This is a genomic window from Pseudomonas monsensis, from assembly GCF_014268495.2.
Taxonomy (GTDB): Bacteria; Pseudomonadota; Gammaproteobacteria; order Pseudomonadales; family Pseudomonadaceae; genus Aquipseudomonas; species Aquipseudomonas monsensis.
The window spans coordinates 1,240,841-1,266,227 of sequence record NZ_CP077087.1; the positions used below are offsets into that span (position 1 = coordinate 1,240,841).

Here is a 25,387-nt window from a genome sequence, read left to right on the forward strand (position 1 = left end):
GCGGCGTCATGCAGTTGATTGAACATTCCGACTCGCCGCGCTACATCCGCCTGCACGAGCGGGACAACGTAGTGATTGTGGTCAACGACCAGGGCGTGCCGGCCGGCACCGAATTTCCCGACGGTCTGGTGACCGTGGATTTTGTACCGCAGAGCCACAAGGTCACCCTCGCAGACATTCCCGAGGGCGGCCAGGTGATTCGCTACGGCCAGACCATCGGCTACGCGTTGCAGCCCATTCCGCGCGGCAGTTGGGTCAAGGAAGATCAACTGCGCATGCCGACCGCGCCGCCGCTGGACAGCCTGCCGCTGTCCACCGAAGTGCCGCCCGCCCAGGCACCGCTGGAAGGTTTCACCTTCGAGGGTTATCGCAATGCCGACGGCACTGTCGGCACGCGCAACATTCTCGGGATTACTACCACGGTGCAGTGTGTCACCGGTGTGCTCGATCATGCGGTGAAGCGCATCAAGGACGAGTTGCTGCCCAAATACCCGCACGTCGATGACGTGGTGGCGCTGACCCACAGTTACGGCTGCGGCGTGGCGATCACCGCCACCGACGCCTACATCCCGATTCGCACCGTGCGCAATCTGGCGCGCAACCCGAACCTGGGGGGAGAGGCGCTGGTGATCAGTCTCGGTTGCGAGAAATTGCAGGCCGGGCAGGTGATGCACGAGGACGACGCTTCGGTTGATCTGAGCGAGCCGTGGCTGTATCGCCTGCAGGATTCCAGTCATGGTTTCACCGAGATGATCGAGCAGATCATGGCGCTGGCCGAAGTCCGCCTGAAGAAGCTCGACCAGCGCCGCCGCGAAACCGTGCCGGCGTCCGAGTTGATCCTCGGCATGCAGTGCGGCGGCAGCGATGCGTTTTCCGGAATCACCGCCAACCCGGCACTGGGCTACGCCTCGGACTTGCTGCTGCGTGCGGGGGCGACGGTGATGTTTTCCGAAGTCACTGAAGTGCGCGATGCGATCTACCTGCTGACTTCACGTGCGCAGAGTAAAACTGTCGCCGAGGAACTGGTGCGCGAAATGGACTGGTACGACCGTTATCTGGCCAAGGGCGAAGCGGATCGCAGCGCCAATACCACGCCGGGCAACAAGAAGGGCGGGTTGTCGAACATTGTCGAGAAGTCGCTGGGCTCGATCGTCAAGTCCGGCAGCAGCGCGATCAACGGCGTGCTTGGCCCGGGCGAGCGCTTCAAGCGGAAAGGTTTGATTTTCTGTGCGACCCCGGCCAGCGATTTTGTCTGCGGCACGTTGCAATTGGCGGCGGGGATGAACCTGCATGTGTTCACCACCGGTCGCGGCACGCCCTACGGGCTGGCGATGGCACCGGTCGTAAAAGTCTCGACCCGGACCGAGCTGGCGCAGCGTTGGCCGGACCTGATCGACATCGACGCCGGACGGATTGCCACCGGGCGCGCAACCATCGAGGAGTTGGGTTGGGAGTTGTTCCACTACTATCTGGATGTGGCGAGCGGCAAGCAGCAGACGTGGGCGGAGAAGCACAAGCTGCATAACGACATCACGCTGTTTAACCCAGCGCCGATTACTTGATGCGTGATCGGCTTGGCCCTCACCCCAGCCCTCTCCCGGAGGGAGAGGGGGCCGACCGAGGTGTCTTGCGCATTACATCGACCTGAAAGACCGAGTTGATTATGGCCTGCTACAGGCATTGCCGGATTCAGCGATGTCATTTCAGGTCGATGGATTTCTCCAATATCCCGTGATCGGTCCCCTCTCCCTTTGGGAGTGTATGTACCGGAGACATGGTGGACACATGTTCGGAGACATGGTGGACGGTTTTAGATCTTCTTACCTGCCATAACGATCTGCAAGTTCAAGTCGATTCGGGCGATGCGATGTCTACTCCAGTAGACATCGTGGATGCCGTCCTCCGTCGTTTCCCGGATAGCTACTGACTTCCCGTAAAAAGCTTTCCCGACTGTGTATTCACGGTTCCTCCAGTAGATCTCGCCCTTTACCTGAACCTTCCTGACCACATCACCATCGTCGTACTCCGGCGCTGCGGGTTGCTCCTGATATTCCCTTGAGCTGCTGCTGTACCGAGTAGCAGGAACCTGCATGTCCAGCGCTTGATGCGGGCGCTTCTGGTTGTAAATATCACGCCAGATATCAAACGCCCGTTGCGCGCTGTTGAGATCGTTAAAGTGCTGACCCTGGAGGACTTCATTTTTCAGACTGCGGTGGAAGCGTTCCAGCTTTCCTTGGGTTTGCGGATGATAAGGTCGAGAGTGGCCGACCTTGATGCCTTGACTCATCAGCCAGACCTCCAGCGCGGTATAAACGCCTGTCTGATCACCCCATGGAGAGCCGTTGTCCATCGTCATGCGCAAAGGCAGGCCATAGCGCCGAAAGGCCCGGACCAGATGCTCCTGGACGGTGTCGCGCTGCTCATTGATACACGCCGCGATGCACAGTGAAAACCGCGAATGATCGTCCAGTATCGTCAACGGATGGCAACGCCCCTGACCCAGACTGATATGCCCCTTGAAGTCCATCTGCCAAAGATCGTTGGGCGCTTCATGCTCAAAACGGATAAACGGTTTGATCTCGGCGGCCTTTGGATCAACGCGTGAATGACGCTGTAAAACCGCATGCACGGTACTGACCGAAGGCATCACTAAGCCGTTGTCTTCCAACACACGTTTGAGCTTGCGAGCGCCCCAGGCCGCGTACTCCTGACTCACGGTCAAAATCTGCTGTTCAACCTCATCAGCACATCGCTTGGGTGATGTCTTCGGTCGTCGAGACTGATCGTTCAGTCCTTCTGCACCCAGGTTTTCAAACCTGTTAAGCCATTTATAGGCGGTGCTTGGGCTGATATTAAATCGACGGCAAAGCTGCCGGACATTGGCCCCTTCTTGCCGAGCCAAAAGCACGAATTCTGAACGAAGCTGCACAGTGGACACCTCTTCCCAAGACACAGGTCATCTCCTTAGTGATGAGCAATGTGCCTATTAAAAAGTGTCCACCATGTCTCCGAACACCTGTCCACCATGTGTCCGGTACATACAGGGAGAGGGCTAGGGTGAGGGGCTTTTGCTTTATCATTGCCACCTAACGACGCTCACCCAAGGCTCCCCCGGCATGCTGGCAATCTTCCTCGAAACCCTGAACATCACCGCGCCGGTGTTTGCCATGCTGTTTCTCGGTGTGTTGCTCAAACGCATCGACTGGATCAACGACAACTTCATCCACACCGCCTCGTCGCTGGTGTTCAACGTCAGCATGCCGGCGCTGCTGTTTCTCGGCATTCTGCATGCGGATCTGCACGCCGCGTTGCAACCGGCACTGCTGATCTACTTCGCCGTCGCCACGCTGGCGAGTTTTGCCCTGGCCTGGGGCTGGGCGATTCTGCGTTGCCCCCGCGAAGATCGCGGCATCTACACCCAAGGCGCGTTTCGCGGCAACAACGGGGTGATCGGCCTGGCACTGGCGGCGAGCATGTACGGTGATTACGGAATTTCCCTCGGGGCGATTCTCGCCGCGCTGGTGATCCTGTTTTACAACACCCTGTCGACCATTGTCCTGGCGGTGTACAGCCCGGTGATCAAGTCCGATCCGTGGAGTATCTGCAAAAGCGTGTTCAGCAACCCGCTGATCATCAGCGTGATTGCCGCGGCGCCGTTTGCCTATTTCAAAATCGGTTTGCCGGGCTGGCTGGAGACATCCGGGCAGTATCTGGCGCAGACCACGTTGCCACTGGCGCTGATCTGCATCGGCGGAACCCTGTCACTGGCGGCGTTGCGCAAGAGCGGCAACATGGCGCTCAGTTCGAGTCTGGTGAAGATGATCGGTTTGCCGGTGCTGGCGACTTTGGGGGCTTGGTTGTGGGGATTTCGCGGCGCGGAGCTGGGGATTCTGTTTCTGTACTTCGGCAGCCCGACGGCGGCGGCGAGTTTCGTCATGGCCCGGGCGGCGCAGGGCAATCATGAATTGGCGGCGGCGATCATTGTGTTGACCACGCTGATGGCTGCGGTGACCACCAATGTCGGGATCTTTGTTTTGCAGTGGGGTGGATGGATCTGACCGAAAGATTTTCGGTGATTTTTCCGGCCTCATCGCAGGCAAGCCCGCTCCCACAGGTTTTTCGGTTGTTAATCAAATTTCATCAACATTGAGATCCCTGTGGGAGCGTGCTTGCCCGCGATGAGGCCCGGAAGGTCACTCAGGTTTCTGGTAGCTATCGATCACTTCCTGCGCCGCGCGAAACGCATCAATCGCCGCCGGCACGCCGGCATACACTGCGCAATGCAGCAGCGCCTCACGAATCTCATCCACCGTGCAGCCATTGTTCAGCGCGCCGCGCACATGGCCCTTCAACTCCTGTGGGCACTTCAGCGCGGTCAGTGCGGCGAGGGTGATCAGGCTGCGGGTTTTCAGCGGCAGACCTTCACGATTCCACACGCCGCCCCAGGCGTGTTCATTGACGAAATCCTGCAGCGGCTGGGTGAACTCGGTGGCGTTGCCCAAGGCGCGATCAACAAATGCATCGCCCATTACCTGACGGCGGACTTCAACCCCGGACTTCTTCGATTCGGTCATGGCATATCCCTCTTGTGGTGTTGGCGGCGCCAGGCGCGGATCGACGTGAACAGCAGAAACGTCAACAGCGTCGGCAAGACATAAAACAGCATCAACCGCTCGAGCTTGCCGGCCAGCGGCATGCCGGTGGTGAACGACACCACGTGCAACCCGTACGCCAGGTACAAACCGAGCAACAGCAAACCTTCGGCACGTGTCACGCGGTAGCCGGAATAGAACACCGGCAGGCACAGCGCGGCGACGCCGAGCATCACCGGCAGGTCGAAATCCAGCGCGTTCGGCGACACCGACAGTGGCGTCGGTGCGATCAGTGCGGTCAGACCGAGCACCCCCAGCAGGTTGAACAGGTTGGCGCCGATCACATTGCCGACAGCGATGTCGCGTTGTCCGCGCAAGGCCGCGATCAACGACGTAGCGAGTTCCGGCAGCGACGTGCCGACGGCGACCACGGTCAGGCCGATGACGCGTTCCGAGAAACCGAGATCAGTCGCCACCACAACCGCAGCGTTGAGCAACAGGTGCCCGGCGAACACCAGCATCGCCAGGCCGACGATGATCATCAGCACGCTGGCGATCCAAGACGCCTGCTGCGCTTGCGGGGGGCCGGAATGCGGTCGCGTCGAGTGGCGCGACTGCCGAAACAGCAAACCGAGGTACAACGCCAGGGCGGCCAGTAGCACGATGCCGTCGAAACGCCCGATCTCCTCGTTCCATGCCAGGACGAACACCAGCAGGCTGGCGCCGATCATCAGCGGAATATCGAGGCGCACCAGTTGCCGCGACACACGCAGCGGAATGATCAACGCCGACAGGCCGAGGGTTACAAGGATGTTGAAGATGCTGCTGCCGACCACACTGCCGACGGCAATGTCGGAGTTATGCGTCAGCGCAGCTTGCAGGCTGACGGCCATTTGCGGCGCACTGCTGCCGAGGGCGACGATGGTCAGACCGATGATCAGCGGCCGTACGTGCAGACGGGCCGCCAGCCGCACCGCCGCGCGCACCATCAGTTCGGCGCCGAAGATCAGCAGGCCGAGGCCGGCGAGCAATTCGATCACGCTGATCAGCGGTAAATCGGTCAGTCCGAAAATGGTCGGTGCTCCATCAGTCGTCGAGGGCCTGGATGCGCACCCGGGCGGTGCCACTGCCGAGCATACCGAGTCGTTCGGCCGCTTCGCGTGAAACATCGATCAGGCGACCACGGGTATGCGGCCCGCGATCATTGATGCGGACCACGCAGGACTTGGCGTTTTTCAGGTTGGTGACCATCACCCGGGTGCCGAAAGGCAACTGGCGGTGGGCGGCGGTCAGGGAATGCTGGTTGAACGCTTCGCCGCTGGCGGTGCGTTTACCGTGGTGTTTGGCGCCGTAATAAGAGGCAACGCCGGTCTGGTCGTAACCGTGCGGGTCGATGATGTCGTTGCTGGCGCAACCGGCCAGTAGAGAGAGCAGGGCGCAGCTGATGAACAAACGCTTCATTCAAAGGTTTCCCGAATCAAATGTGGGAGTGACCTGTGGCGAGGGGATTTATCCCCTCACCACAGGTCACTCCTACAGGGGATGGAGCCAGGCTGTTTGTCTGGCTCCATTTTCATCAGCCTTCGAGCTTGCTCTTCAGCAGTTCGTTCACTTGCTGCGGGTTGGCCTTGCCTTTGGAGGCTTTCATGGCCTGACCGACGAAGAAACCGAACATCTTGCCGCGCTTGGCTTCGTCTGCCGCACGGTATTGCTCGACCTGCTCGGCGTTGGCCGCGAGCATTTCGTCCAGCACCGCCGAGATCGCGCCGCTGTCGGTAACCTGCTTCAGGCCGCGCTTTTCGATGATCTCGTCCGCAGTGCCTTCGCCATTGGCCATCGCTTCGAACACCACTTTGGCGATCTTGCCGGAGATGGTGTTGTCCTTGATGCGCTGCAGCATGCCGCCCAACAGCTCGGCGGAGACTGGCGAATCCTCGATGTCCAGGCCTTGCTTGTTGAGCAGGCTGCCCAACTCGACCATCACCCAGTTCGCTGCCAGTTTGGCGTCACCGCCGATGGCCGCGACTTTCTCGAAGTAATCCGCTTGCTCACGGCTGGTGGCCAGCACGTTGGCGTCGTAGGCCGACAGACCGAACTGGCTCTGGAAGCGCTCGCGTTTTTGCGGTGGCAGTTCTGGCAGGGTGGCGCGCACCTCGCCCAGGAACGACTCTTCGATGACCACCGGCAGCAGGTCCGGATCGGGGAAGTAACGGTAGTCGTTGGCTTCCTCTTTCGAACGCATTGGACGGGTCTCGTCCTTGTTCGGATCGTACAGACGGGTCTGCTGGATCACTTTGCCGCCGTCTTCGATCAGCTCGATCTGACGCTGGATCTCGGAGTTGATCGCCTTCTCGATGAAGCGGAACGAGTTGACGTTCTTGATCTCGCAGCGGGTGCCGAACTCGACCTGGCCTTTCGGACGTACCGAGACGTTGCAGTCGCAACGCAGCGAGCCTTCGGCCATGTTGCCGTCGCAGATGCCCAGGTAACGCACCAGCGCGTGGATCGCCTTGACGTAAGCCACGGCTTCCTTGGCGCTGCGCATGTCCGGCTCGGACACGATTTCCAGCAGCGGCGTGCCGGCACGGTTCAGGTCGATGCCGGTGGCACCGTTGAATTCTTCGTGCAGGCTCTTGCCGGCGTCTTCTTCCAGGTGCGCACGGGTGATGCCGACACGTTTGACCGTGCCGTCTTCCAGGGCGATGTCCAGGTGGCCCTTGCCGACGATCGGCAATTCCATCTGGCTGATCTGGTAGCCCTTCGGCAGGTCCGGGTAGAAGTAGTTCTTGCGGGCGAACACGTTGTGCTGACCGATCTCGGCGTCAATCGCCAGACCGAACATCACCGCCATGCGCACCGCTTCCTGGTTCAGCACCGGCAACACGCCGGGCATGCCCAGGTCGATCAGGCTGGCCTGGGTGTTCGGCTCGGAGCCGAACTGGGTGGAACTACCGGAAAAGATTTTCGACCGGGTGGTGAGCTGAGTGTGAATCTCCAGCCCGATCACGACTTCCCATTGCATGTGTGTCTCCTAGCCTTTTGCTGGGGATTTTGAAACGTTGCGAGCGAAGGTAAGGCAAGGCGAAAACTGGCGAGTAAGCGGAGTTGACGTTAGTCAATGAGCATTACGAGCCAGTTTTCAACGCAGCATTACCGAGCGCAGCAGTTTCAAAACCCCTGCGGGGTGCGGGTGTGCCAGTCAGTGTGTAACTGATACTGGTGGGCAACGTTCAACAGGCGACCTTCCTGGAAGTACGGCGCGAGCAACTGCACGCCAACCGGCAGACCGTCGACAAAACCGGCCGGCATCGACAGGCCCGGCAGGCCCGCGAGGTTGGCGGTGATGGTGTAGACGTCTTCCAGATAGGCAGCGACCGGGTCGCTGTTCTTGGCGCCGAGCTTCCAGGCCGGGTTCGGCGTGGTCGGGCCGAGGATGATGTCGACTTCATTAAAGGCCGCCATGAAGTCGTTCTTCACCAGACGACGAATCTTCTGCGCTTTCAGGTAGTAGGCATCGTAGTAACCGGCGGACAGCGCGTAGGCACCGACCATGATCCGGCGCTGCACTTCAGGGCCGAAGCCTTCGCCACGGGAGCGCTTGTACAGGTCGATCAGGTTTTCCGGGTTCTCGCAGCGATGGCCGAAACGCACGCCGTCGAAACGCGACAGGTTCGAGGAGGCTTCTGCCGGCGCAATCACGTAGTACGCAGGAATCGCGTGCTGCATGTTCGGCAGGCTGATTTCCTTGATCACCGCACCGAGCTTCTGCAGCTCTTTGATGCTGTTCTGGATCAGCTCGGCAATGCGCGGGTCGAGACCGGCGCTGAAGTATTCCTTCGGCACGCCGATGCGCAGGCCTTGCAGCGAATCGCCGAGGCTGGCGGAGTAATCCGGAACCGGCTCATCAATGCTGGTGGAGTCGTTCTGGTCGAACCCGGCCATACCTTGCAACAAAATCGCGCAGTCTTCGGCGGTGCGTGCCAACGGGCCGCCCTGATCGAGGCTGGAGGCATAAGCGATCATGCCCCAGCGCGACACGCGACCGTAGGTCGGCTTCAGGCCGGTGAGGTTGGTGAACGCCGCCGGCTGACGGATCGAGCCGCCGGTGTCGGTGGCCGTGGCCGCAGGCAACAGACGAGCGGCAACCGCCGCCGCCGAACCACCGGACGAGCCGCCCGGTACGTGTTCCAGGTTCCACGGGTTTTTCACCGCGCCGTACCAGCTCGACTCGTTGGCCGAACCCATGGCGAATTCGTCCATGTTGGTCTTGCCCAGAGTCACGGCACCGGCAGCGGCCAGTTTCGCGACCACGGTGGCGTCATACGGGGCCTTGAAGTTATCGAGCATCTTCGAGCCGCAGCTGGTGCGAATGCCCTGGGTGCAGAACAGGTCTTTGTGAGCGATCGGCGCGCCGAGCAGGGCGCCGCTCTCACCGTTGGCCCGGCGTGCGTCGGCGGCTTTCGCCTGCTCGAGCGCCAGCTCTTCGGTGAGGCTGATGAAACTGTTGAGCTGCGGATCGAGCTGGGTGATACGCGCCAGCAGGACTTTGGTCAGCTCTTCGGAGGAAAACTTTTTATCGGCGAGACCGCGGGCGATCTCGGCCAGAGTCATTTGATGCATTGCAGGCTCTTTCCCTTTAGTCGATGACTTTCGGAACCAGATACAGGCCGTTTTCGACCGCTGGTGCGATGGACTGGTAGGCCTCGCGGTGATTGGTCTCGGTCACAACGTCGGCGCGCAGGCGCTGACTGGCTTCCAGCGGGTGGGCCAAAGGCTCGATACCGTCGGTATTGACGGCCTGCATTTCGTCGACCAGCCCGAGAATGCTGTTGAGGGCGGAAGTAATGTGCGGAAGATCGGCATCATTGAGGCCAAGGCAGGCCAGATGAGCGATTTTTTCCACGTCGGAGCGTTCTAGCGCCATCGGGATTCTCCAGTGGAAAACAGAACGGACGGCGTCCGTGTGTTAGATTGTCGGAACACTACCGCACTTCTACGGTCATAAGGCCGCGATTGTGGGGCTTGGTGCACAGAAAAGCGGCCAATTTAACATATTGGCGCCTTGCCCAAAATCCCTGTCGTTGTTAGAGTTTGCCGCACTTTTTTACCCACGCGTTGCCTAGGGTCCCTTTCCCATGTTCAAGAAACTGCGTGGCATGTTTTCCAGCGATCTTTCCATTGACCTGGGCACTGCCAACACCCTTATTTACGTGCGCGAGCGCGGTATCGTCCTGAATGAGCCATCGGTTGTGGCCATTCGGACACACGGTAACCAGAAAAGTGTCGTTGCTGTCGGCACCGAAGCCAAGCGCATGCTCGGCCGTACGCCGGGCAACATTGCTGCCATTCGTCCGATGAAAGACGGCGTAATCGCCGACTTCAGCGTCTGCGAAAAGATGCTGCAATACTTTATCAACAAGGTTCACGAAAACAGTTTTCTGCAGCCTAGCCCTCGTGTGCTGATCTGCGTTCCATGCAAATCCACCCAGGTGGAGCGTCGTGCCATCCGTGAATCGGCCCTTGGTGCCGGTGCCCGTGAAGTATTCCTGATCGAAGAGCCAATGGCTGCTGCGATCGGTGCCGGTCTGCCGGTTGAAGAAGCACGCGGTTCGATGGTTGTCGATATCGGTGGTGGTACCACTGAAATCGCGCTGATCTCCCTGAACGGTGTGGTCTATGCCGAATCCGTCCGCGTGGGCGGCGACCGCTTCGACGAAGCGATCATCACCTACGTGCGCCGCAACTACGGCAGCCTGATCGGTGAATCGACGGCCGAGCGCATCAAGCAGGAAATCGGTACGGCCTACCCGGGCGGCGAAGTTCGCGAAGTCGACGTTCGCGGTCGCAACCTGGCCGAAGGCGTTCCACGCGCATTCACCCTGAACTCCAACGAAGTGCTGGAAGCTCTGCAAGAGTCCCTGGCCACTATCGTTCAGGCTGTGAAAAGCGCCCTGGAGCAATCGCCGCCGGAGCTGGCTTCCGACATCGCCGAGCGTGGCCTGGTGCTGACCGGTGGTGGCGCGCTGCTGCGTGACCTCGACAAGTTGCTGGCCCAGGAAACCGGTCTGCCGGTGATCGTTGCCGAAGACCCGCTGACCTGCGTTGCTCGCGGCGGTGGCCGTGCATTGGAAATGATGGATAAACACACCATGGACCTGCTCTCGAGCGAATAAGTCGCCGAGTGCAATACGTGGGTGAGCGCGCAGGCAGCACTTTGCAGTGCTGCCTGTTGGCGTTTATCTTCTGTCAGTCTTCATCCAGGCCGGTTTGATGCCGTATGAATAAACAGAACATTTGCCTGGGAGGAGCGGCTTATTAAACCGCTTTTCGCCAAGGGCCCTTCGTTGGGTGTGCGCCTGTTGGTGCTGGCCGTGCTGTCGGTCGCGCTGATGGTGGTCGATGCCCGTTTCGATCTGCTCAAGCCTGCGCGCAAACAAGCGTCGCTGGTGCTGATGGATGCCTACTGGATCACTGACCTGCCCGGTCGCCTGTGGGAAGGTGTCGCCAGCCAGTTCGGCAGCCGCACTGAGCTTGTTGCCGAAAACGAAAAACTCAAGACCGAGAACCTGCTGTTGCAGGGCCGCATGCAAAAGCTTGCCGCCCTCACCGAGCAGAACGTGCGGCTGCGCGAGTTGCTCAATTCCTCCGCACTGGTCAACGAAAAGGTCGAAGTGGCCGAGTTGATCGGCATGGACCCCAACCCCTTCACTCATCGCATCATCATCAATAAAGGTGAGCGCGACGGCGTGGTGCTCGGTCAGCCGGTGCTCGATGCCCGCGGCTTGATGGGGCAGGTGGTCGAGTTGATGCCTTACACCTCCCGTGTCCTGCTGCTCACTGACAGTACCCACAGCATTCCCGTGCAGGTGAACCGCAACGGTCTGCGGGCGATTGCCAGCGGTACCGGTAACCCTGAACGACTGGAATTGCGTCACGTCGCCGATACGGCAGACATCAAGGAAGGCGATCTGCTGGTCAGCTCCGGCCTTGGCCAGCGCTTCCCGGCGGGCTATCCGGTCGCCACCGTGAAAGAAGTGATTCACGATTCCGGCCAGCCGTTTGCCATTGTCCGCGCCGTACCGACGGCCGCACTGAACCGCAGCCGCTACATGTTGCTGGTGTTCAGCGACAACCGCACCGCCGAAGAGCGTGCCAACGACGCAGCGCAGGCGCAGGAAAATCTTGATGCACAGGGCGGTGGCCCGGTGATCCCAACGACAGTGCCGAAAGCCGTGACCCCGCCGGCTGCCGCAACAACGCCTGCGACATCGCCGGCTGCACCGGCTGCACCGGCCGCCAGCGCTGCGCCGGCCAAACCCGCAGCAAGCAAGCCGCCAGTGCCTGCAAAACCACCGGCCGCCACACCGGCCGCCGGTAAACCACCGGCGAATCAGCCTGCTGCTCGACCGGCGGCCAAACCGCCTGTCACCGCGCCGGCAACCACCGGGAGGCAAGAATAATGGTCGGGGCTACCGCATCGCGTAACGGCTGGATCGTCTGGCTGACGTTTGTCGTCGGCATATTGCTCAGCGTGTCGCCATTGCCGATCTTCATGGAGATCCTGCGCCCGCTGTGGCTGGCCTTGCTTCTGACGTTCTGGGCCTTGTACCTGCCGCATACGGTGGGCATGGTCACGGCGTTCTGCCTGGGACTGGCCGAAGACGTGCTGCAGGGCGACCTGCTCGGTCAGAACGCCTTGATCCTTTCCCTGATCACCTTTCTGGTGCTGTCATTGCAGCAACGCCTGCGGATGTTCCCGATGTGGCAGCAGTGCCTGGTGATCCTGGTGATTTTCGGCCTCGCGCAACTGGTCCAGTTGTGGCTCAGTGCCTTGACCGGCAACCGTCAGCCGACCCTTGCGCTGGTCCTTCCGGCACTGGTCAGTGCCTTGCTCTGGCCTTGGGTCAGCTTTGCTCTGCGTGGATTGCGCCGCCGCTACAAAATCAATTGATCCGGTGAAGCAGGGCACTGAACAGGGAGATGTTTTGATGAAGCCGCTTTACCTCGCCTCCGGATCGCCGCGTCGCCGTGAATTGCTCACGCAGATCGGCGTTCCATTCTCCGCCATCAGCGCGGACATCGACGAAACCCCGCTACCCGAAGAATCGCCTTCGGCTTATGTCGAGCGCCTGGCGCGCGGCAAGGCCGAGGCCGGGCAGTGCACGGTCGTTTCCGACGCAGCGTTCTGCGTCCTGGGCGCCGACACCGCAGTGGTGCTCGACGGCAAAATTCTTGGCAAACCGGTGGACGAAGCCGATGCATGCGCCATGCTGATGATGTTGTCTGGCAAGGAGCATGAAGTGCTGACTGCGATCGCCGTGCGCGAAGGCGAGCGCTGCGAGTCGCGGGTGGTGCGCAGTCTGGTGCGGTTTCGGCCGATCGGTCGCGACGAAGCCGCCGCCTATTGGGCCAGCGGCGAACCCCGGGACAAGGCCGGTGGCTATGGCATTCAGGGGCTTGGCGCGGTGTTTGTCGCCGGCCTCAACGGTAGCTATTCGGCGGTGGTCGGCCTGCCCGTTTGCGAAACCGCAGAACTGTTGGACCATTTCGGCATACCCTGTTGGCAAAACCTGAATGCGCAATAAGCGTCGTACACAAAAGATGCAGCCATTATCGTGAACATGCCTGAACGAGATCCTGCCATGAGTGAAGAGATTCTGATCAACATCACGCCGATGGAGTCGCGCGTGGCGGTGGTCGAAAACGGTGTGCTGCAAGAAGTGCATGTCGAGCGCACGCAAAAACGCGGGATCGTCGGCAACATCTATAAAGGCAAGATTGTCCGCGTACTCCCGGGCATGCAGGCAGCGTTCGTCGACATTGGACTGGACCGTGCCGCGTTCATTCACGCGGCGGAAATCTCCCTGCGTGAAGGGCCAGCAGTGGAGAGCATCAGTTCGCTGGTGCACGAAGGCCAGAGTCTGGTGGTGCAAGTCACCAAGGATCCGATCGGTTCCAAGGGCGCGCGCCTGACCACACAGTTGTCGATTCCTTCGCGCTATCTGGTCTACATGCCGCGCACCGCCCACGTTGGCATTTCCCTGAAAATCGAAGACGAAGCCGAGCGCGAGCGCCTCAAGCAGGTGGTCAGCGATTGTGTGGCCAAGGAAGAGATCAAGGAGGCGGGCGGGTTTATTCTGCGCACGGCCGCCGAAGGTGCCGGTGCCGACGAGATCCTCATGGACATCCGTTATCTGCGCCGTCTGTGGGATCAGATCAACGAGCAGATCAAAACCATCGCTGCACCGAGCGTGATCTACGAAGACCTTGGCCTGGCGTTGCGCACCCTGCGTGATCTGGTCAATCCGAAGATCGAGAAGATCCGCATTGATTCGCGGGAAACCTTCCAGAAAACCACGCAGTTCGTCGCCGAACTGATGCCGGAAATCGCCGATCGTCTGGAACACTACCCGGGCGAGCGACCGATTTTCGATCTGTATGGCGTCGAAGACGAAATCCAGAAGGCCCTCGAGCGCAAGGTGCCGTTGAAGTCCGGTGGTTATCTGGTGGTCGATCCGGCGGAAGCCATGACCACCATTGATGTGAACACCGGGGCGTTCGTCGGCCATCGCAATCTGGAAGAAACCATCTTCAAGACCAATCTCGAAGCGGCCACGGCGATTGCCCGGCAGATGCGCCTGCGCAATCTCGGCGGGATCATCATCATCGACTTCATCGACATGGAAGACGAAGAGCATCAGCGCCAGGTGCTGCGCACCCTGGAAAAACAGCTGGAGCGCGATCACGCCAAGACCAACATCATCGGCATCACCGAGCTGGGCCTGGTGCAGATGACCCGCAAGCGTACGCGTGAAAGTCTTGAGCAGGTATTGTGCGAACCGTGCAGCAGTTGTCAGGGGCGCGGCAAACTGAAGACGGCGGAAACCATCTGTTATGAGATCTTCCGCGAGATTCTTCGCGAGGCCCGCGCCTATCAGGCCGAGGGTTATCGAGTGCTGGCGAACCAGAAAGTGGTCGATCGCCTGCTCGACGAAGAATCCGGTAACGTCGCCGAGCTTGAAGGGTTCATCGGTCGCACCATACGCTTTCAGGTGGAAACCATGTATTCCCAGGAACAATACGACGTGGTGCTGCTCTGATCACCTGCGTCACATTCAATCCACCGCGGCTGGCCTCAGCTTTTCGCAGTATTTTCGCCATGGGAGCCAACTGACATGGAGCGTCTGACACGCATTCTGGCCGCGCTCACCCGTTGGGGATTGGGCCTGTGCGCGTTGGTTCTGGTGTTGATGGCGTTGTACGTCAGTCTTGGCCGTGAGCTGACCCCGCTGGTGGCCGAGTATCGCGCCGACATCGAAGACAAGGCCAGTGCGGCTTTGGGCATGCCGCTGCAGATCGGTGAGCTGGAAGGCAACTGGAGCGGGTTTGCGCCGATCCTGCTCGCCCACGACGTCATGGTTGGCGACGGCGCCAATGCTCTGCGCCTGGATCGGGTGCGTGCCGTACCGGATCTGTGGGCCAGCCTGTTGACCCGCGAAGTGCGCATCGCTCATCTTGAACTCAACGGTCTGAAGATCAGCCTCAAGGAGGCGGCGGACGGCCGTTGGGCGCTGGAAGGTCTGCCGGTGCAGAACGATCAGCCGCTCGATCCGCAGCAACTGTTCAACCGCTCGCAAATGATCCAGCAACTGTCGGTGCTCGACAGTCAGGTGACCTTGCAGCCGCAGGATCACGCGCCAATGACGCTGACCTATGTCGGCCTCAACCTGAAAACCGGCGCCAGTCGGCAACGCCTCGATGCGCGTTTGACCCTGCCGGATGGCCAGCCCGTTGCGCTGAGCCTGCGTACGCGGATCCGTCCTGATCAATGGCAGGACAGTGTGGTGGACGGCTATGCCAGCCTGCCGCAAAGCGACTGGGCGAAGTGGTTGCCCGAGCGCTTGACCCGGCAATGGCATTTCGCCGAGCTCAAGGCCGGTGGCGAGCTCTGGTTCAACTGGGCCGAGGGTGCCCTGCAAAGTGCCTCGCTGCGCCTGAACGCGCCGCAACTGACCGGTGCCTATGCCGAGCGCAAACCGATTCAGATACACAATCTGGCGCTCAACGCTTACTACCGTAACAGCGCCGAGGGTGCGACGGTCACCTTCGATTCACTGGCGATGAGCATTGGCGAAACCCGCTGGGAATCGCGCGTGCAGCTGCAGCAGACCCGTGCGAGTGACAACGTTGAAGAGCTTTGGCATCTGCAGGCCGATCGCCTCGACCTGACCCCGCTCACCCCGTTGCTCAACGCCCTGGGGCCATTGCCGCAAGGTTTCGCCACCGTGGTCGATCACCTCAACGTCACCGGCGGCCTGCGTAATGTGTTGCTGGATTTCCGACCCAACGCCACTGATGGCAGCAAGTTCAGCTTCGCGGCCAATCTCGATAGCGTCGGTTTCGATGCCTATCACGGTGCGCCGGCCGCCCGTAATGTCAGTGGCAGTCTCAGCGGTAACCTCGACGGTGGCGAGTTGCGCATGGACAGTAAGGATTTCGTCCTGCACCTTGATCCGATCTTCGCCAAGCCCTGGCAGTATCTGCAGGCCAATGCGCGGCTGACCTGGAAACTCGATAAAGACGGCTTCACCCTGATCGCACCGTACCTGAAGGTGCTCGGCGAAGAGGGCAAGATTGCCGGCGACTTCCTGATTCGCCTGCACTTCGACCATAGCCAGGAAGACTACATGGACCTGCGGGTCGGGCTGGTCGAGGGCGATGGTCGCTACACTGCCAAGTATCTGCCCAAGGTCTTGAGCCCGGCGCTGGATGAATGGCTGCGCACCGCCATTCTCAAAGGCGCAGTGGATCAGGGCTTCTTCCAGTATCAAGGCTCGCTGAACAAGGACGCGGGCGATGCGGATCGCAGTATCAGCCTGTTCTTCAAGGTGCATGACGCCGAACTGGCCTTCCAGCCGGGCTGGCCTCACGTCAGCAACGTCAGTGGCGACGTGTTCATCGAAGACAGCGGTGTGCGCATCTGGGCCGACAAGGGCCAGTTGCTCGATACCCAGGTCAGTGATGTGTTCGTCAATATTCCCCATGTGCCTGCCGGCCAACATACCCATCTGTTTCTCGACGGGGCTTTTGCCGGTGGCCTGGGCGATGGCTTGAAGATTCTTCAAGAGGCGCCGATCGGTACGGGCGAAACCTTCGCCGGCTGGGAAGGCGCCGGCGATCTGCAGGGCAAGCTCAAGCTGGACGTGCCGCTGGACAAGGGCGGCGATCAGCCGAAGATTCTGGTCGACTTCAAGACCGCCAATGCACGGTTGCAGCTGGCAGAGCCGAAGCTGGAACTGACGCAGCTCAAAGGTGACTTCCGTTTCGACAGCGGCAAAGGCCTCAGCGGGCAGAACATCGCGGCGCGCGCGTTCGACAAGCCTGTCACGGCGCAGATTTTTGCCGACGGCAGCGCCAAAAAACTCAAGACCCGGGTGGCCGCGTCGGGGCAGGTCGAAGTCAAGAAACTCACCGACTGGCTGGGCGTGACGCAACCGCTGCCGGTGTCCGGGACGATCCCGTACCAGTTGCAATTGAATCTGGAAGGTGCCGACAGTCAGTTGTTGGTCAGCTCCAGCATGAAGGGCGTGGCGGTGGATCTGCCGGCACCGTTCGGCATGGCGGCGGATGTCGGACGCAGCACGGTGTTCCGTATGACCCTGCAAGGGCAGGAGCGACGTTATTGGGTCAACTACGATCAACTGGCCAATTTTACCTTCGCGGCACCACCAGGCAGTTTTGCCGACGGACGTGGCGAACTGTTCCTCGGTGCCGGCGAAGCCGTGCTGCCGGGCGCCAAAGGCTTGCGCATTCGCGGTGTGCTGTCGGAGCTGGACGTGGCGCCGTGGCAGGATCTGGTCAACAAATACGCCGGTCAGGACCCGGGTGGCAGTGCCAAGCAACTGTTGAACAGTGCCGATTTCAAGATCGGCAAGCTCACGGCGTTCGGCACCACACTTGACCAGGCCTCGGTCCAGGTGAACCGCAAGCCGAGTACGTGGAACCTGGCACTGGACAGCCAGCAGGCCAAAGGCTGGGCGAGCTTGCCGGATGCCAAGAGCACGCCGATTACGGTGAATCTGCAATACGTCCGCTTGCCGGCACCAGACCCGTCGGTCCAGGCCGATGAGAACTCGCCCGATCCATTGGTCTCGGTCGACCCGACGAAAATCCCCGCGCTGGATATCACCATCAATCAATTGTTTCTCGGCCAGGATCTGGTTGGCGGCTGGTCGCTCAAGGTGCGACCGACCGCCAAAGGCATCGCCCTGAACAGCCTCGATATGGGCCTCAAAGGCATCCTGTTGCAGGGGAACGGTGGCTGGGAAGGTGCGCCGGGGGCGACCAACAGTTGGTTCAAGGGGCGGATCGCTGGCAAGAACCTGGCCGATGTCCTCAAAGGCTGGGGCTTTGCCCCGAGTGTGACCAGCGAGGAATTCCGCATGGACGTCGACGGCCGCTGGCCGGGCTCGCCGGCGTGGCTGGCGACCAAACGTTTCTCGGGCACCCTCGATGCATCGTTGAACAAGGGCCAGTTTGTCGAAGTGGAGGGCGGGGCCCAGGCATTGCGGGTGTTTGGCCTGCTTAACTTCAACTCCATCGGCCGCCGCTTGCGTCTGGACTTCTCCGACCTGTTCGGCAAAGGCCTGAGCTATGACCGGGTCAAAGGCCTGTTGGTGGCGAGCAACGGCGTTTACGTGACCCGCGAGCCGATCCGCCTGACCGGGCCGTCGAGCAACATCGAACTGGACGGGACGCTGGATCTGGTCGGCGAACAGGTCGATGCCAAGTTGCTGGTGACCTTGCCGGTGACCAACAACCTGCCGATTGCCGCGCTGATCGTGGGCGCACCGGCTGTTGGTGGTGCCTTATTCCTGATCGACAAACTGATCGGCGACCGTGTGGCGCGCTTTGCCAGTGTGAAATACACCGTCAAGGGCCCGTGGAAAGAGCCGAAAATCACATTCGACAAGCCTTTTTGAACCGCCGCTAGTAGCATGGCCGAAGCCCCCTGCGCCAGCTTCTGCAGGGTTTGTGTTGATTTGCGGATAAGGAACGGCCATGTCTTTAGCGGTGATTCAAATGGTCAGCCAGAGCGATGTGCTGGCCAATCTGGCCCAGGCCCGACGCCTGCTCGAGCAGGCTGCGGCCGGCGGTGCGAAGCTGGCGGTGTTGCCGGAAAACTTCGCGGCCATGGGCCGTCGCGACATCGCTGACATCGGCCGCGCCGAAGCACTGGGCGAAGGCCCGATCCTGCCGTGGTTGAAACAGACCGCCCGCGACCTCAAGTTATGGATAGTGGCTGGCACGTTGCCGTTGCCGCCGCTGGATCAACCGATGGCCAAGGCCAATGCCTGTTCGCTGCTGATCAACGATCAGGGCGACACCGTGGCCCGCTATGACAAGTTGCACTTGTTCGATGTCGATGTGGCGGATAATCGGGGCCGTTACCGCGAATCCGATGACTATGCTTATGGCAGCGGCGTGGTGGTCGCGGACACCCCGGTCGGCCGAGTCGGCCTGACGGTGTGCTACGACCTGCGCTTTCCTGAGCTGTACAGCGAGTTGCGTGCTGCCGGTGCCGAATTGATTACGGCGCCGTCGGCCTTCACTGCGGTGACCGGCGCGGCGCATTGGGACGTGCTGATTCGCGCACGGGCCATTGAGACTCAGTGCTACATATTGGCGGCAGCACAGGGCGGGACCCATCCGGGACCGCGAGAAACTTTCGGGCATGCGGCGATCATCGACCCATGGGGTCGTGTGCTGGCGCATCAGGATCAAGGCGAAGCGGTGTTGTTGGCCGAACGCGATATCGACGAACAAGCGTCCATCCGGGCGCGCATGCCGGTGGCGAGCCACCGGCGGTTTTTCTCGCAGGGCGCACAGCGACCTGCTTCAGAACACGAATTTAAGGCGTAAACCTATGAGCGAGTTGTTGTCCTCAGTCAGTGATCACTTGTTGGCCCCGGGCGGTGTGACCCTCGAGAGCCTGCAAGGCGTGCTCGGCGATCTGGCCGGTCCGGGCATCGATGCGGCCGACCTGTATTTCCAGGGGCAGATCTCCGAGTCCTGGGCGCTGGAAGACGGCATCGTCAAGGAAGGCAGCTTCAACCTCGACCAGGGTGTCGGTGTGCGTGCGCAATCCGGCGAAAAGACCGGTTTTGCCTACAGCAACGCAATTACCCTCGAAGCCCTTGGTGCTGCGGCCCGTGCCGCGCGTTCGATTTCCCGTGCCGGGCAGAACGGCAAAGTGCAGGCGTTTACCACGCAGGACGTTGCCCAGTTGTACGCGCCGGATAACCCGCTGGAAGTGCTGAGCCGTGCGGAGAAGGTCGAACTGCTCAAGCGCATCGACGTCGCCACCCGCGCCCTCGATCCACGGATTCAGCAGGTCAGTGTGAGCATGGCCGGGGTCTGGGAACGGATTCTGGTGGCGTCCACCGATGGCGGTCTGGCGGCCGATGTGCGGCCGCTGGTGCGTTTCAATGTCAGTGTGATCGTTGAACAGAATGGCCGTCGCGAGCGCGGCGGGCACGGCGGTGGCGGGCGTACCGATTACCGGTATTTCCTCGCCGAAGACCGCGCCATGGGCTATGCCCGTGAGGCGTTGCGTCAAGCCCTGGTGAACCTGGAAGCGATTCCGGCACCGGCCGGCACTTTGCCGGTGGTATTAGGTTCGGGCTGGTCCGGTGTGCTGCTGCACGAAGCAGTCGGTCACGGTCTGGAAGGCGACTTCAACCGCAAGGGCAGCTCTGCCTACAGCGGGCGCATGGGCGAAATGGTTGCTTCCAAACTCTGCACCATCGTTGATGACGGCACGTTGGCCGGTCGTCGCGGTTCGCTGAGCGTCGACGACGAAGGTACGCCGACCGAGTGCACCACGCTGATCGAAAACGGCGTGCTCAAGGGCTACATGCAGGACAAGCTCAACGCGCGGCTGATGGGGGTGGCCCGTACTGGCAACGGTCGTCGCGAATCCTATGCGCATCTGCCGATGCCACGGATGACCAACACCTACATGCTTGGCGGGGAAAGTGATCCGGCGGAAATCATCGCTTCGGTGAAGAGAGGCATCTACTGCGCCAACCTTGGCGGCGGTCAAGTCGATATCACCAGCGGCAAGTTCGTGTTCTCTACCAGCGAGGCGTACCTGATCGAAGACGGCAAGATCACCGCGCCGGTCAAAGGCGCGACGTTGATCGGCAACGGCCCCGAGGCGATGAGCCGGGTGTCGATGGTCGGTAACGATCTGGCGCTGGACAGCGGTGTGGGGACGTGTGGCAAGGACGGACAGTCGGTGCCGGTGGGTGTCGGTCAGCCGACGCTGAAGATCGATGCGATTACCGTGGGTGGCACGGGCGCATAAGACGAGGCGGAGCTTCGGGTGGCGCGCAGGGCGGCCACCCGATGACGAATATCAACGCAGGCCGCGTTGCGTATCGTCCAGCTCGCGGATGTACTTGAAGATTTTACGGCTGGAAGCCGGCGGTTTGTTTTGCGCAACCTCGTGCTGGGCCTGACGGATCAGGGAGCGCAATTGCTGGCGATCGGCGTCAGGGTACTCGACGACGAATTTCTCCAGCACGGCATCGTCACCGGCGATCAGGCGGTCACGCCAGCGTTCGAGATTGTGGAAACGCTCGTTGTACTGACGGGTAGAGGCATCGAGTTGATCGAGCAGGGTCAGAATGGCGTCAGTGTCCTGATCGCGCATCAGTTTGCCGATGAACTGCAGGTGCCGTTTACGCGCGATATTCGCGGTGTGCTTGGGCGCATCGGCCAGTGCTCGACGCAAGGCGTCGGTCAACGGCAGTTTTGCCTGCAAGTCGGGCTTGAGTGTTGTAAGGCGCTCGCCCAGGTCAACTAGAGCATGCAGCTCGCGTTTGACCTGAGATTTGCTTTTTTCTCCCGTATCGAGGGAGTCGTCGTAAGAATCAACCATGGTGGCAGTCCGCAAAGAAACGCCGCCATGATAACCAGTCGGGGGCCGCTTGTCCGGCCCGGTCGCTCGATGACCCCAGCCGAAAGCAGAATTTGAGTGGAGATGAGCATGAGTGCAGTTGAAAGCGTCGGCCCGCAGGCATTGCCGGCACTGCAGGAACAGGTCGAGCAGATCATCGCCGAGGCCAAGCGTCAGGGCGCCAGCGCCTGTGAAGTCGCGGTGTCGCTGGAGCAAGGCCTGTCGACGTCGGTGCGTCAGCGTGAAGTCGAAACGGTCGAATTCAACCGCGATCAGGGCTTTGGCATCACCCTGTACGTCGGCCAGCGCAAAGGCTCGGCCAGTACGTCGGCGACCGGACCGGACGCGATTCGCGAAACCGTCGCCGCCGCATTGGCGATTGCCAGACACACCTCGGAAGACGAAGCCTCGGGCCTGGCCGATGCGGCACTGATGGCCAAGGATCTGCAGGATTTCGACCTGTTCCACGAATGGGACATCACCCCGGAGCAGGCGATCGAGAAGGCCCTGCTCTGTGAAGCCGCGGCGTTCGATGCCGATGCGCGGATCAAGAACGCTGACGGCACCACCCTCAGCACCCATCAGGGCTGCCGGGTTTACGGCAACAGCCACGGTTTCATCGGTGGTTACGCCTCGACGCGGCATAGCCTGAGTTGCGTCATGATCGCCGAGGCCGATGGCCAGATGCAGCGCGATTATTGGTACGACGTGAACCGTCAGGGCAGTTTGCTGGCGGATCCGGTGAGTATCGGCCAGCGTGCCGCGCAACGGGCGGCGAGCCGCCTGGGCGCGCGTCCGGTGCCGACCTGCGAGGTGCCAGTGCTGTTTTCTGCAGAACTGGCGGGTGGTTTGTTCGGCAGTTTCCTGTCGGCGGTGTCCGGCGGCAGTCTGTACCGCAAATCGTCGTTCCTTGAAGGCACGCTGGGGCAGAAGCTGTTCCCGGAATGGCTGACCATCGACGAGCGTCCGCACTTGATGCGTGCGATGGGCAGCGCCTCGTACGACGGTGATGGTCTGGCAACGTATGCCAAACCGTTCGTCGAAAAGGGTGAGTTGGTCTCGTACATCCTTGGCACGTACTCCGGGCGCAAGCTGGGCATGCCGAGCACCGCCAACGCCGGCGGTGTGCACAACCTGTTCGTCACCCATGGTGAAGAAGACCAGGCGGCGCTGCTGCGGCGCATGGGCCGTGGGCTGTTGGTCACCGAATTGATGGGCCACGGCTTGAATATGGTCACCGGCGACTATTCGCGCGGGGCAGCGGGTTTCTGGGTCGAGAACGGCGAAATCCAGTTCGCGGTGCAGGAAGTGACCATCGCCGGCAACATGCGCGACATGTTCAAGCAGATCGTCGCGGTCGGTAATGATCTGGAGCTGCGCAGCAATATCCGCACCGGTTCGGTGTTGATCGAGCGCATGACGGTGGCAGGCAGCTAAGCTCGGCCCGTCACACACAAAAAGGCGCGCCATCCCTCTGGGTGGCGCGCCTTTTTTTGTAGCGCACAAATCCCGCTCCCACCATTTGATGCACAACCCATGCTTGTTTTGGTTCTCATTATCATTTAATAATAAATCTCATCTTAGAATGAGTCCCGGATCATGAGTTCTGCCCTGCACGAGCAGCCGTACCTCGAAAGCTGGCGCTGGATGAGTCGCCAGATCCGTTGCGCGATGGATTCCGACGAGCCGCGCCTGATCGAACACTACCTCGCCGAAGGCCGGTACCTGGCCTGTTGTACGGCAACTTCTCCGTGGACCATCGCTGAAACTTCCTTCCGTCTGCTGCTCGACACGGCCACCGACATCGCCTTGCCGTGGCATTGGCGCAGCCTGTGTCTCGATCAAGCCTGGCGCCCATTGCGGGACATGGAGCGCCTGTCGCTGTGCGTCTGCCGGCTCCAGCGCTGGCAACGCTACACCTGGCAGCTCGCGACCTGTGAGTTGCTTCCCTCGATTTCTCTCATTGACCGGGTACAAGGATTTTCAGATGACCAAGACACGTATTGAGCGTGACAGCATGGGCGAACTGCAGGTGCCGGTGGACGCACTCTACGGCGCACAGACCCAGCGCGCCGTGGATAACTTCCCGATCAGCGGCAAGCCGATGCCGAGACAATTCATCCGCGCGCTGATTCTGGCGAAAGCTGCGGCCGCCCGCGCCAACGTTGAACTCAACCAGCTCAGTGCCGCCCAGGGCAAGGCCATCAGTGACGCCGCCCAAGGTTTGCTCGAAGGCGATTTCATGCAGCATTTTCCGGTGGATATCTTCCAGACCGGTTCTGGCACCAGTTCCAACATGAACGCCAACGAAGTGCTCGCGACCCTCGCCAGCCGTCTGCTCGACGAGCCGGTCAATCCCAATGATCACGTCAACTGCGGCCAGAGCAGCAATGACATCATCCCGACCACCATTCACGTCAGTGCCGCCCTGGCGTTGCACGAACAACTGCTGCCGGCGCTGCTGCACCTGGTGCAGGTGATCGAAAAGAAAGCCGCGCAAGTGCATCACCACGTCAAAACCGGGCGCACGCATTTGATGGACGCGATGCCCGTGCGCATGAGCCAGGTGTTGAACGGTTGGGCGCAGCAGCTCAAGGCCAACATCAGCCATCTGCAGGATTTGCTGCCGAGCCTGCAATGTCTGGCGCAGGGCGGCACGGCGGTGGGCACCGGGATCAACGCGCATCCTGAGTTTGCCGCATGTTTCAGCCGTCAACTCAGCCAATTGACCCATGTGCAGTTCACGCCGGGTAAGGACCTGTTCGCGCTGATCGGCTCGCAAGACACCGCCGTCGCCGTCTCCGGCCAGCTCAAGGCCACCGCCGTGTCACTGATGAAAATCGCCAACGACCTGCGCTGGATGAACTCCGGCCCGCTCGCCGGCCTTGGCGAAATCGAGCTTGAAGGCCTGCAACCCGGCTCGTCGATCATGCCGGGCAAGGTCAATCCGGTGATTCCGGAAGCCACCGCCATGGTCGCCGCGCAAGTGATCGGCAACGACTCGGTGATCACCATCGCCGGGCAGTCGGGCAATTTCGAGCTGAATGTGATGCTGCCGATCATTGCCCAGAACCTGCTGAGCAGCATCGAACTGCTGGCCAATTCCAGCCGTCTGCTCGGTGACAAGGCCATCGCCAGCTTCAAGGTCAACGAGTCGCGGCTCAAGGAAGCGCTGGCGCGCAACCCGATTCTGGTCACCGCACTCAACCCGATCATCGGTTACCAGAAAGCTGCGGAAATCGCCAAGCAGGCCTACAAGCAGGGGCGCCCGGTGATCGACGTCGCGCTGGAACACACCAACCTGTCGCGCAGCCAGCTGGAAGAGTTGCTCAATCCCGAGAAACTCACCGCCGGCGGCGTGTAAATCCCGTAACCGCTTTGGAGGTTCACCATGGAGCACTGGAAACGCACGATCGAACGGGCCAATCGCTGCTTCATGCTGGGCGAGCTGATCGATGCCCGTGAGGCTTATCTGCAAGCGCTGGCCCTGGCGCAAGTGTTGTTCGAGCGCTGGCCGGATGCGGATGAAGCGGTGGCGGCCTGCGTCATCTCCCACCACAACCTGGCGGATCTGCACCTGCGCCTGAATCAGCCGGAGGAAAGCGCCGAATATCTCTGCGCGATCCACCAACGGCTGTTGCAGACCATGCAGGACGAGCGCCTGCGCATGGCCCTGCGGGAAGCGGCACTGCGCCAGAGCAGCAAGACCTATGTCGAACTGCTGAATTTCATCAGCGAACACGGCGAGTACCCGCGTACCCAGCGTCTGCTGCATCCCGACACCGGCAATGCGCGCCGTGCGCCTGCCACCCATCACCATGGAGTTCATTGA

22 protein-coding genes are annotated in these 25,387 nt (G+C 60.9%); 14 read left to right on the forward strand and 8 right to left on the reverse strand.

From position 1 onward, the window contains the following. Nucleotides 1-8 precede the first annotated feature (8 nt). Complete coding sequence (gene garD, locus HV782_RS05200) at nucleotides 9-1,562, forward strand: galactarate dehydratase (RefSeq protein ID WP_186748597.1); 1,554 nt, start codon at nucleotides 9-11, stop codon at nucleotides 1,560-1,562. Between the two features lie 248 nt (nucleotides 1,563-1,810). Here garD and HV782_RS05205 read toward each other — a convergent pair whose 3' ends face one another. Next, nucleotides 1,811-2,953 (reverse strand): IS481 family transposase, encoded by a 1,143-nt coding sequence (locus tag HV782_RS05205; protein ID WP_186748803.1) that lies wholly within the window; start codon nucleotides 2,951-2,953, stop codon nucleotides 1,811-1,813. Between the two features lie 163 nt (nucleotides 2,954-3,116). On the opposite strand from HV782_RS05205, the gene HV782_RS05210 reads away from it, so the two are divergent. Next, complete coding sequence (locus HV782_RS05210) at nucleotides 3,117-4,058, forward strand: AEC family transporter (RefSeq protein WP_123464628.1); 942 nt, start codon at nucleotides 3,117-3,119, stop codon at nucleotides 4,056-4,058. 135 nt (nucleotides 4,059-4,193) lie between these two features. Here HV782_RS05210 and HV782_RS05215 read toward each other — a convergent pair whose 3' ends face one another. From HV782_RS05215 to gatC, 6 genes are all read right to left on the reverse strand, one after another. Then, a complete protein-coding gene (locus tag HV782_RS05215) occupies nucleotides 4,194-4,574 on the reverse strand; it encodes a carboxymuconolactone decarboxylase family protein (protein WP_011332452.1) in 381 nt (126 codons plus the stop codon). Then, nucleotides 4,571-5,632, reverse strand: a complete 1,062-nt coding sequence (locus HV782_RS05220) for a calcium/sodium antiporter (RefSeq protein ID WP_186745614.1) — start codon at nucleotides 5,630-5,632, stop codon at nucleotides 4,571-4,573. Before HV782_RS05220 ends, HV782_RS05215 begins: the two co-directional genes overlap by 4 nt. Before the next feature lie 46 nt (nucleotides 5,633-5,678). Beyond that, nucleotides 5,679-6,053 (reverse strand): septal ring lytic transglycosylase RlpA family protein, encoded by a 375-nt coding sequence (locus HV782_RS05225; protein WP_123464633.1) that lies wholly within the window; start codon nucleotides 6,051-6,053, stop codon nucleotides 5,679-5,681. 115 nt (nucleotides 6,054-6,168) lie between these two features. Next, nucleotides 6,169-7,614: an Asp-tRNA(Asn)/Glu-tRNA(Gln) amidotransferase subunit GatB gene (gatB, locus tag HV782_RS05230; RefSeq protein WP_123464635.1), complete on the reverse strand. Its 1,446-nt coding sequence runs from the start codon at nucleotides 7,612-7,614 to the stop codon at nucleotides 6,169-6,171. 146 nt (nucleotides 7,615-7,760) lie between these two features. Next, complete coding sequence (gatA, locus tag HV782_RS05235) at nucleotides 7,761-9,212, reverse strand: Asp-tRNA(Asn)/Glu-tRNA(Gln) amidotransferase subunit GatA (RefSeq protein WP_007961566.1); 1,452 nt, start codon at nucleotides 9,210-9,212, stop codon at nucleotides 7,761-7,763. A 16-nt stretch (nucleotides 9,213-9,228) separates the two neighbouring features. Then, complete coding sequence (gene gatC, locus HV782_RS05240; protein ID WP_007901429.1) at nucleotides 9,229-9,516, reverse strand: Asp-tRNA(Asn)/Glu-tRNA(Gln) amidotransferase subunit GatC; 288 nt, start codon at nucleotides 9,514-9,516, stop codon at nucleotides 9,229-9,231. Nucleotides 9,517-9,727: 211 nt separating this feature from the next. Between gatC and mreB the strand changes: the two genes are divergently transcribed. From mreB to tldD, 8 genes are all read left to right on the forward strand, one after another. Next, nucleotides 9,728-10,765, forward strand: coding sequence for a rod shape-determining protein MreB (gene mreB / locus HV782_RS05245; RefSeq protein ID WP_002555108.1), 1,038 nt, complete (start codon nucleotides 9,728-9,730; stop codon nucleotides 10,763-10,765). 141 nt (nucleotides 10,766-10,906) lie between these two features. Further along, nucleotides 10,907-12,052, forward strand: coding sequence for a rod shape-determining protein MreC (gene mreC, locus HV782_RS05250; protein ID WP_128615215.1), 1,146 nt, complete (start codon nucleotides 10,907-10,909; stop codon nucleotides 12,050-12,052). After that, nucleotides 12,052-12,543, forward strand: coding sequence for a rod shape-determining protein MreD (mreD, locus tag HV782_RS05255; protein WP_123464639.1), 492 nt, complete (start codon nucleotides 12,052-12,054; stop codon nucleotides 12,541-12,543). Before mreC ends, mreD begins: the two co-directional genes overlap by 1 nt. A 37-nt stretch (nucleotides 12,544-12,580) precedes the next feature. Continuing rightward, entirely contained in the window at nucleotides 12,581-13,177 is a 597-nt protein-coding gene (locus HV782_RS05260) for a Maf family protein (RefSeq protein WP_123464641.1), read from the forward strand. 57 nt (nucleotides 13,178-13,234) lie between these two features. Then, entirely contained in the window at nucleotides 13,235-14,692 is a 1,458-nt protein-coding gene (gene rng, locus HV782_RS05265) for a ribonuclease G (RefSeq protein ID WP_186745605.1), read from the forward strand. A 75-nt stretch (nucleotides 14,693-14,767) separates the two neighbouring features. After that, on the forward strand, nucleotides 14,768-18,574 hold the full coding sequence (locus HV782_RS05270; RefSeq protein ID WP_186745603.1) for a YhdP family protein: 3,807 nt from the start codon (nucleotides 14,768-14,770) through the stop codon (nucleotides 18,572-18,574). A gap of 79 nt (nucleotides 18,575-18,653) precedes the next feature. Further along, nucleotides 18,654-19,514, forward strand: coding sequence for a carbon-nitrogen hydrolase family protein (locus HV782_RS05275; protein ID WP_186745601.1), 861 nt, complete (start codon nucleotides 18,654-18,656; stop codon nucleotides 19,512-19,514). Between the two features lie 4 nt (nucleotides 19,515-19,518). After that, nucleotides 19,519-20,961: a metalloprotease TldD gene (tldD, locus tag HV782_RS05280; RefSeq protein ID WP_123464647.1), complete on the forward strand. Its 1,443-nt coding sequence runs from the start codon at nucleotides 19,519-19,521 to the stop codon at nucleotides 20,959-20,961. A gap of 51 nt (nucleotides 20,962-21,012) precedes the next feature. Here the strand turns inward: tldD and yjgA are convergent, their stop codons facing one another. Further along, on the reverse strand, nucleotides 21,013-21,537 hold the full coding sequence (yjgA, locus tag HV782_RS05285; protein WP_025109468.1) for a ribosome biogenesis factor YjgA: 525 nt from the start codon (nucleotides 21,535-21,537) through the stop codon (nucleotides 21,013-21,015). 108 nt (nucleotides 21,538-21,645) lie between these two features. On the opposite strand from yjgA, the gene pmbA reads away from it, so the two are divergent. The 4 genes from pmbA (at nucleotide 21,646) to HV782_RS05305 (ending at nucleotide 25,387) form a co-directional block, all read left to right on the forward strand. Beyond that, entirely contained in the window at nucleotides 21,646-22,992 is a 1,347-nt protein-coding gene (pmbA, locus tag HV782_RS05290; RefSeq protein WP_123464649.1) for a metalloprotease PmbA, read from the forward strand. A 162-nt stretch (nucleotides 22,993-23,154) separates the two neighbouring features. Beyond that, nucleotides 23,155-23,562: a FagA protein gene (locus HV782_RS05295; protein WP_123464651.1), complete on the forward strand. Its 408-nt coding sequence runs from the start codon at nucleotides 23,155-23,157 to the stop codon at nucleotides 23,560-23,562. Next, entirely contained in the window at nucleotides 23,543-24,919 is a 1,377-nt protein-coding gene (locus HV782_RS05300) for a class II fumarate hydratase (RefSeq protein WP_123464653.1), read from the forward strand. Before HV782_RS05295 ends, HV782_RS05300 begins: the two co-directional genes overlap by 20 nt. Nucleotides 24,920-24,946: 27 nt before the next feature. Then, nucleotides 24,947-25,387: a DUF2753 family protein gene (locus tag HV782_RS05305; protein WP_123464655.1), complete on the forward strand. Its 441-nt coding sequence runs from the start codon at nucleotides 24,947-24,949 to the stop codon at nucleotides 25,385-25,387.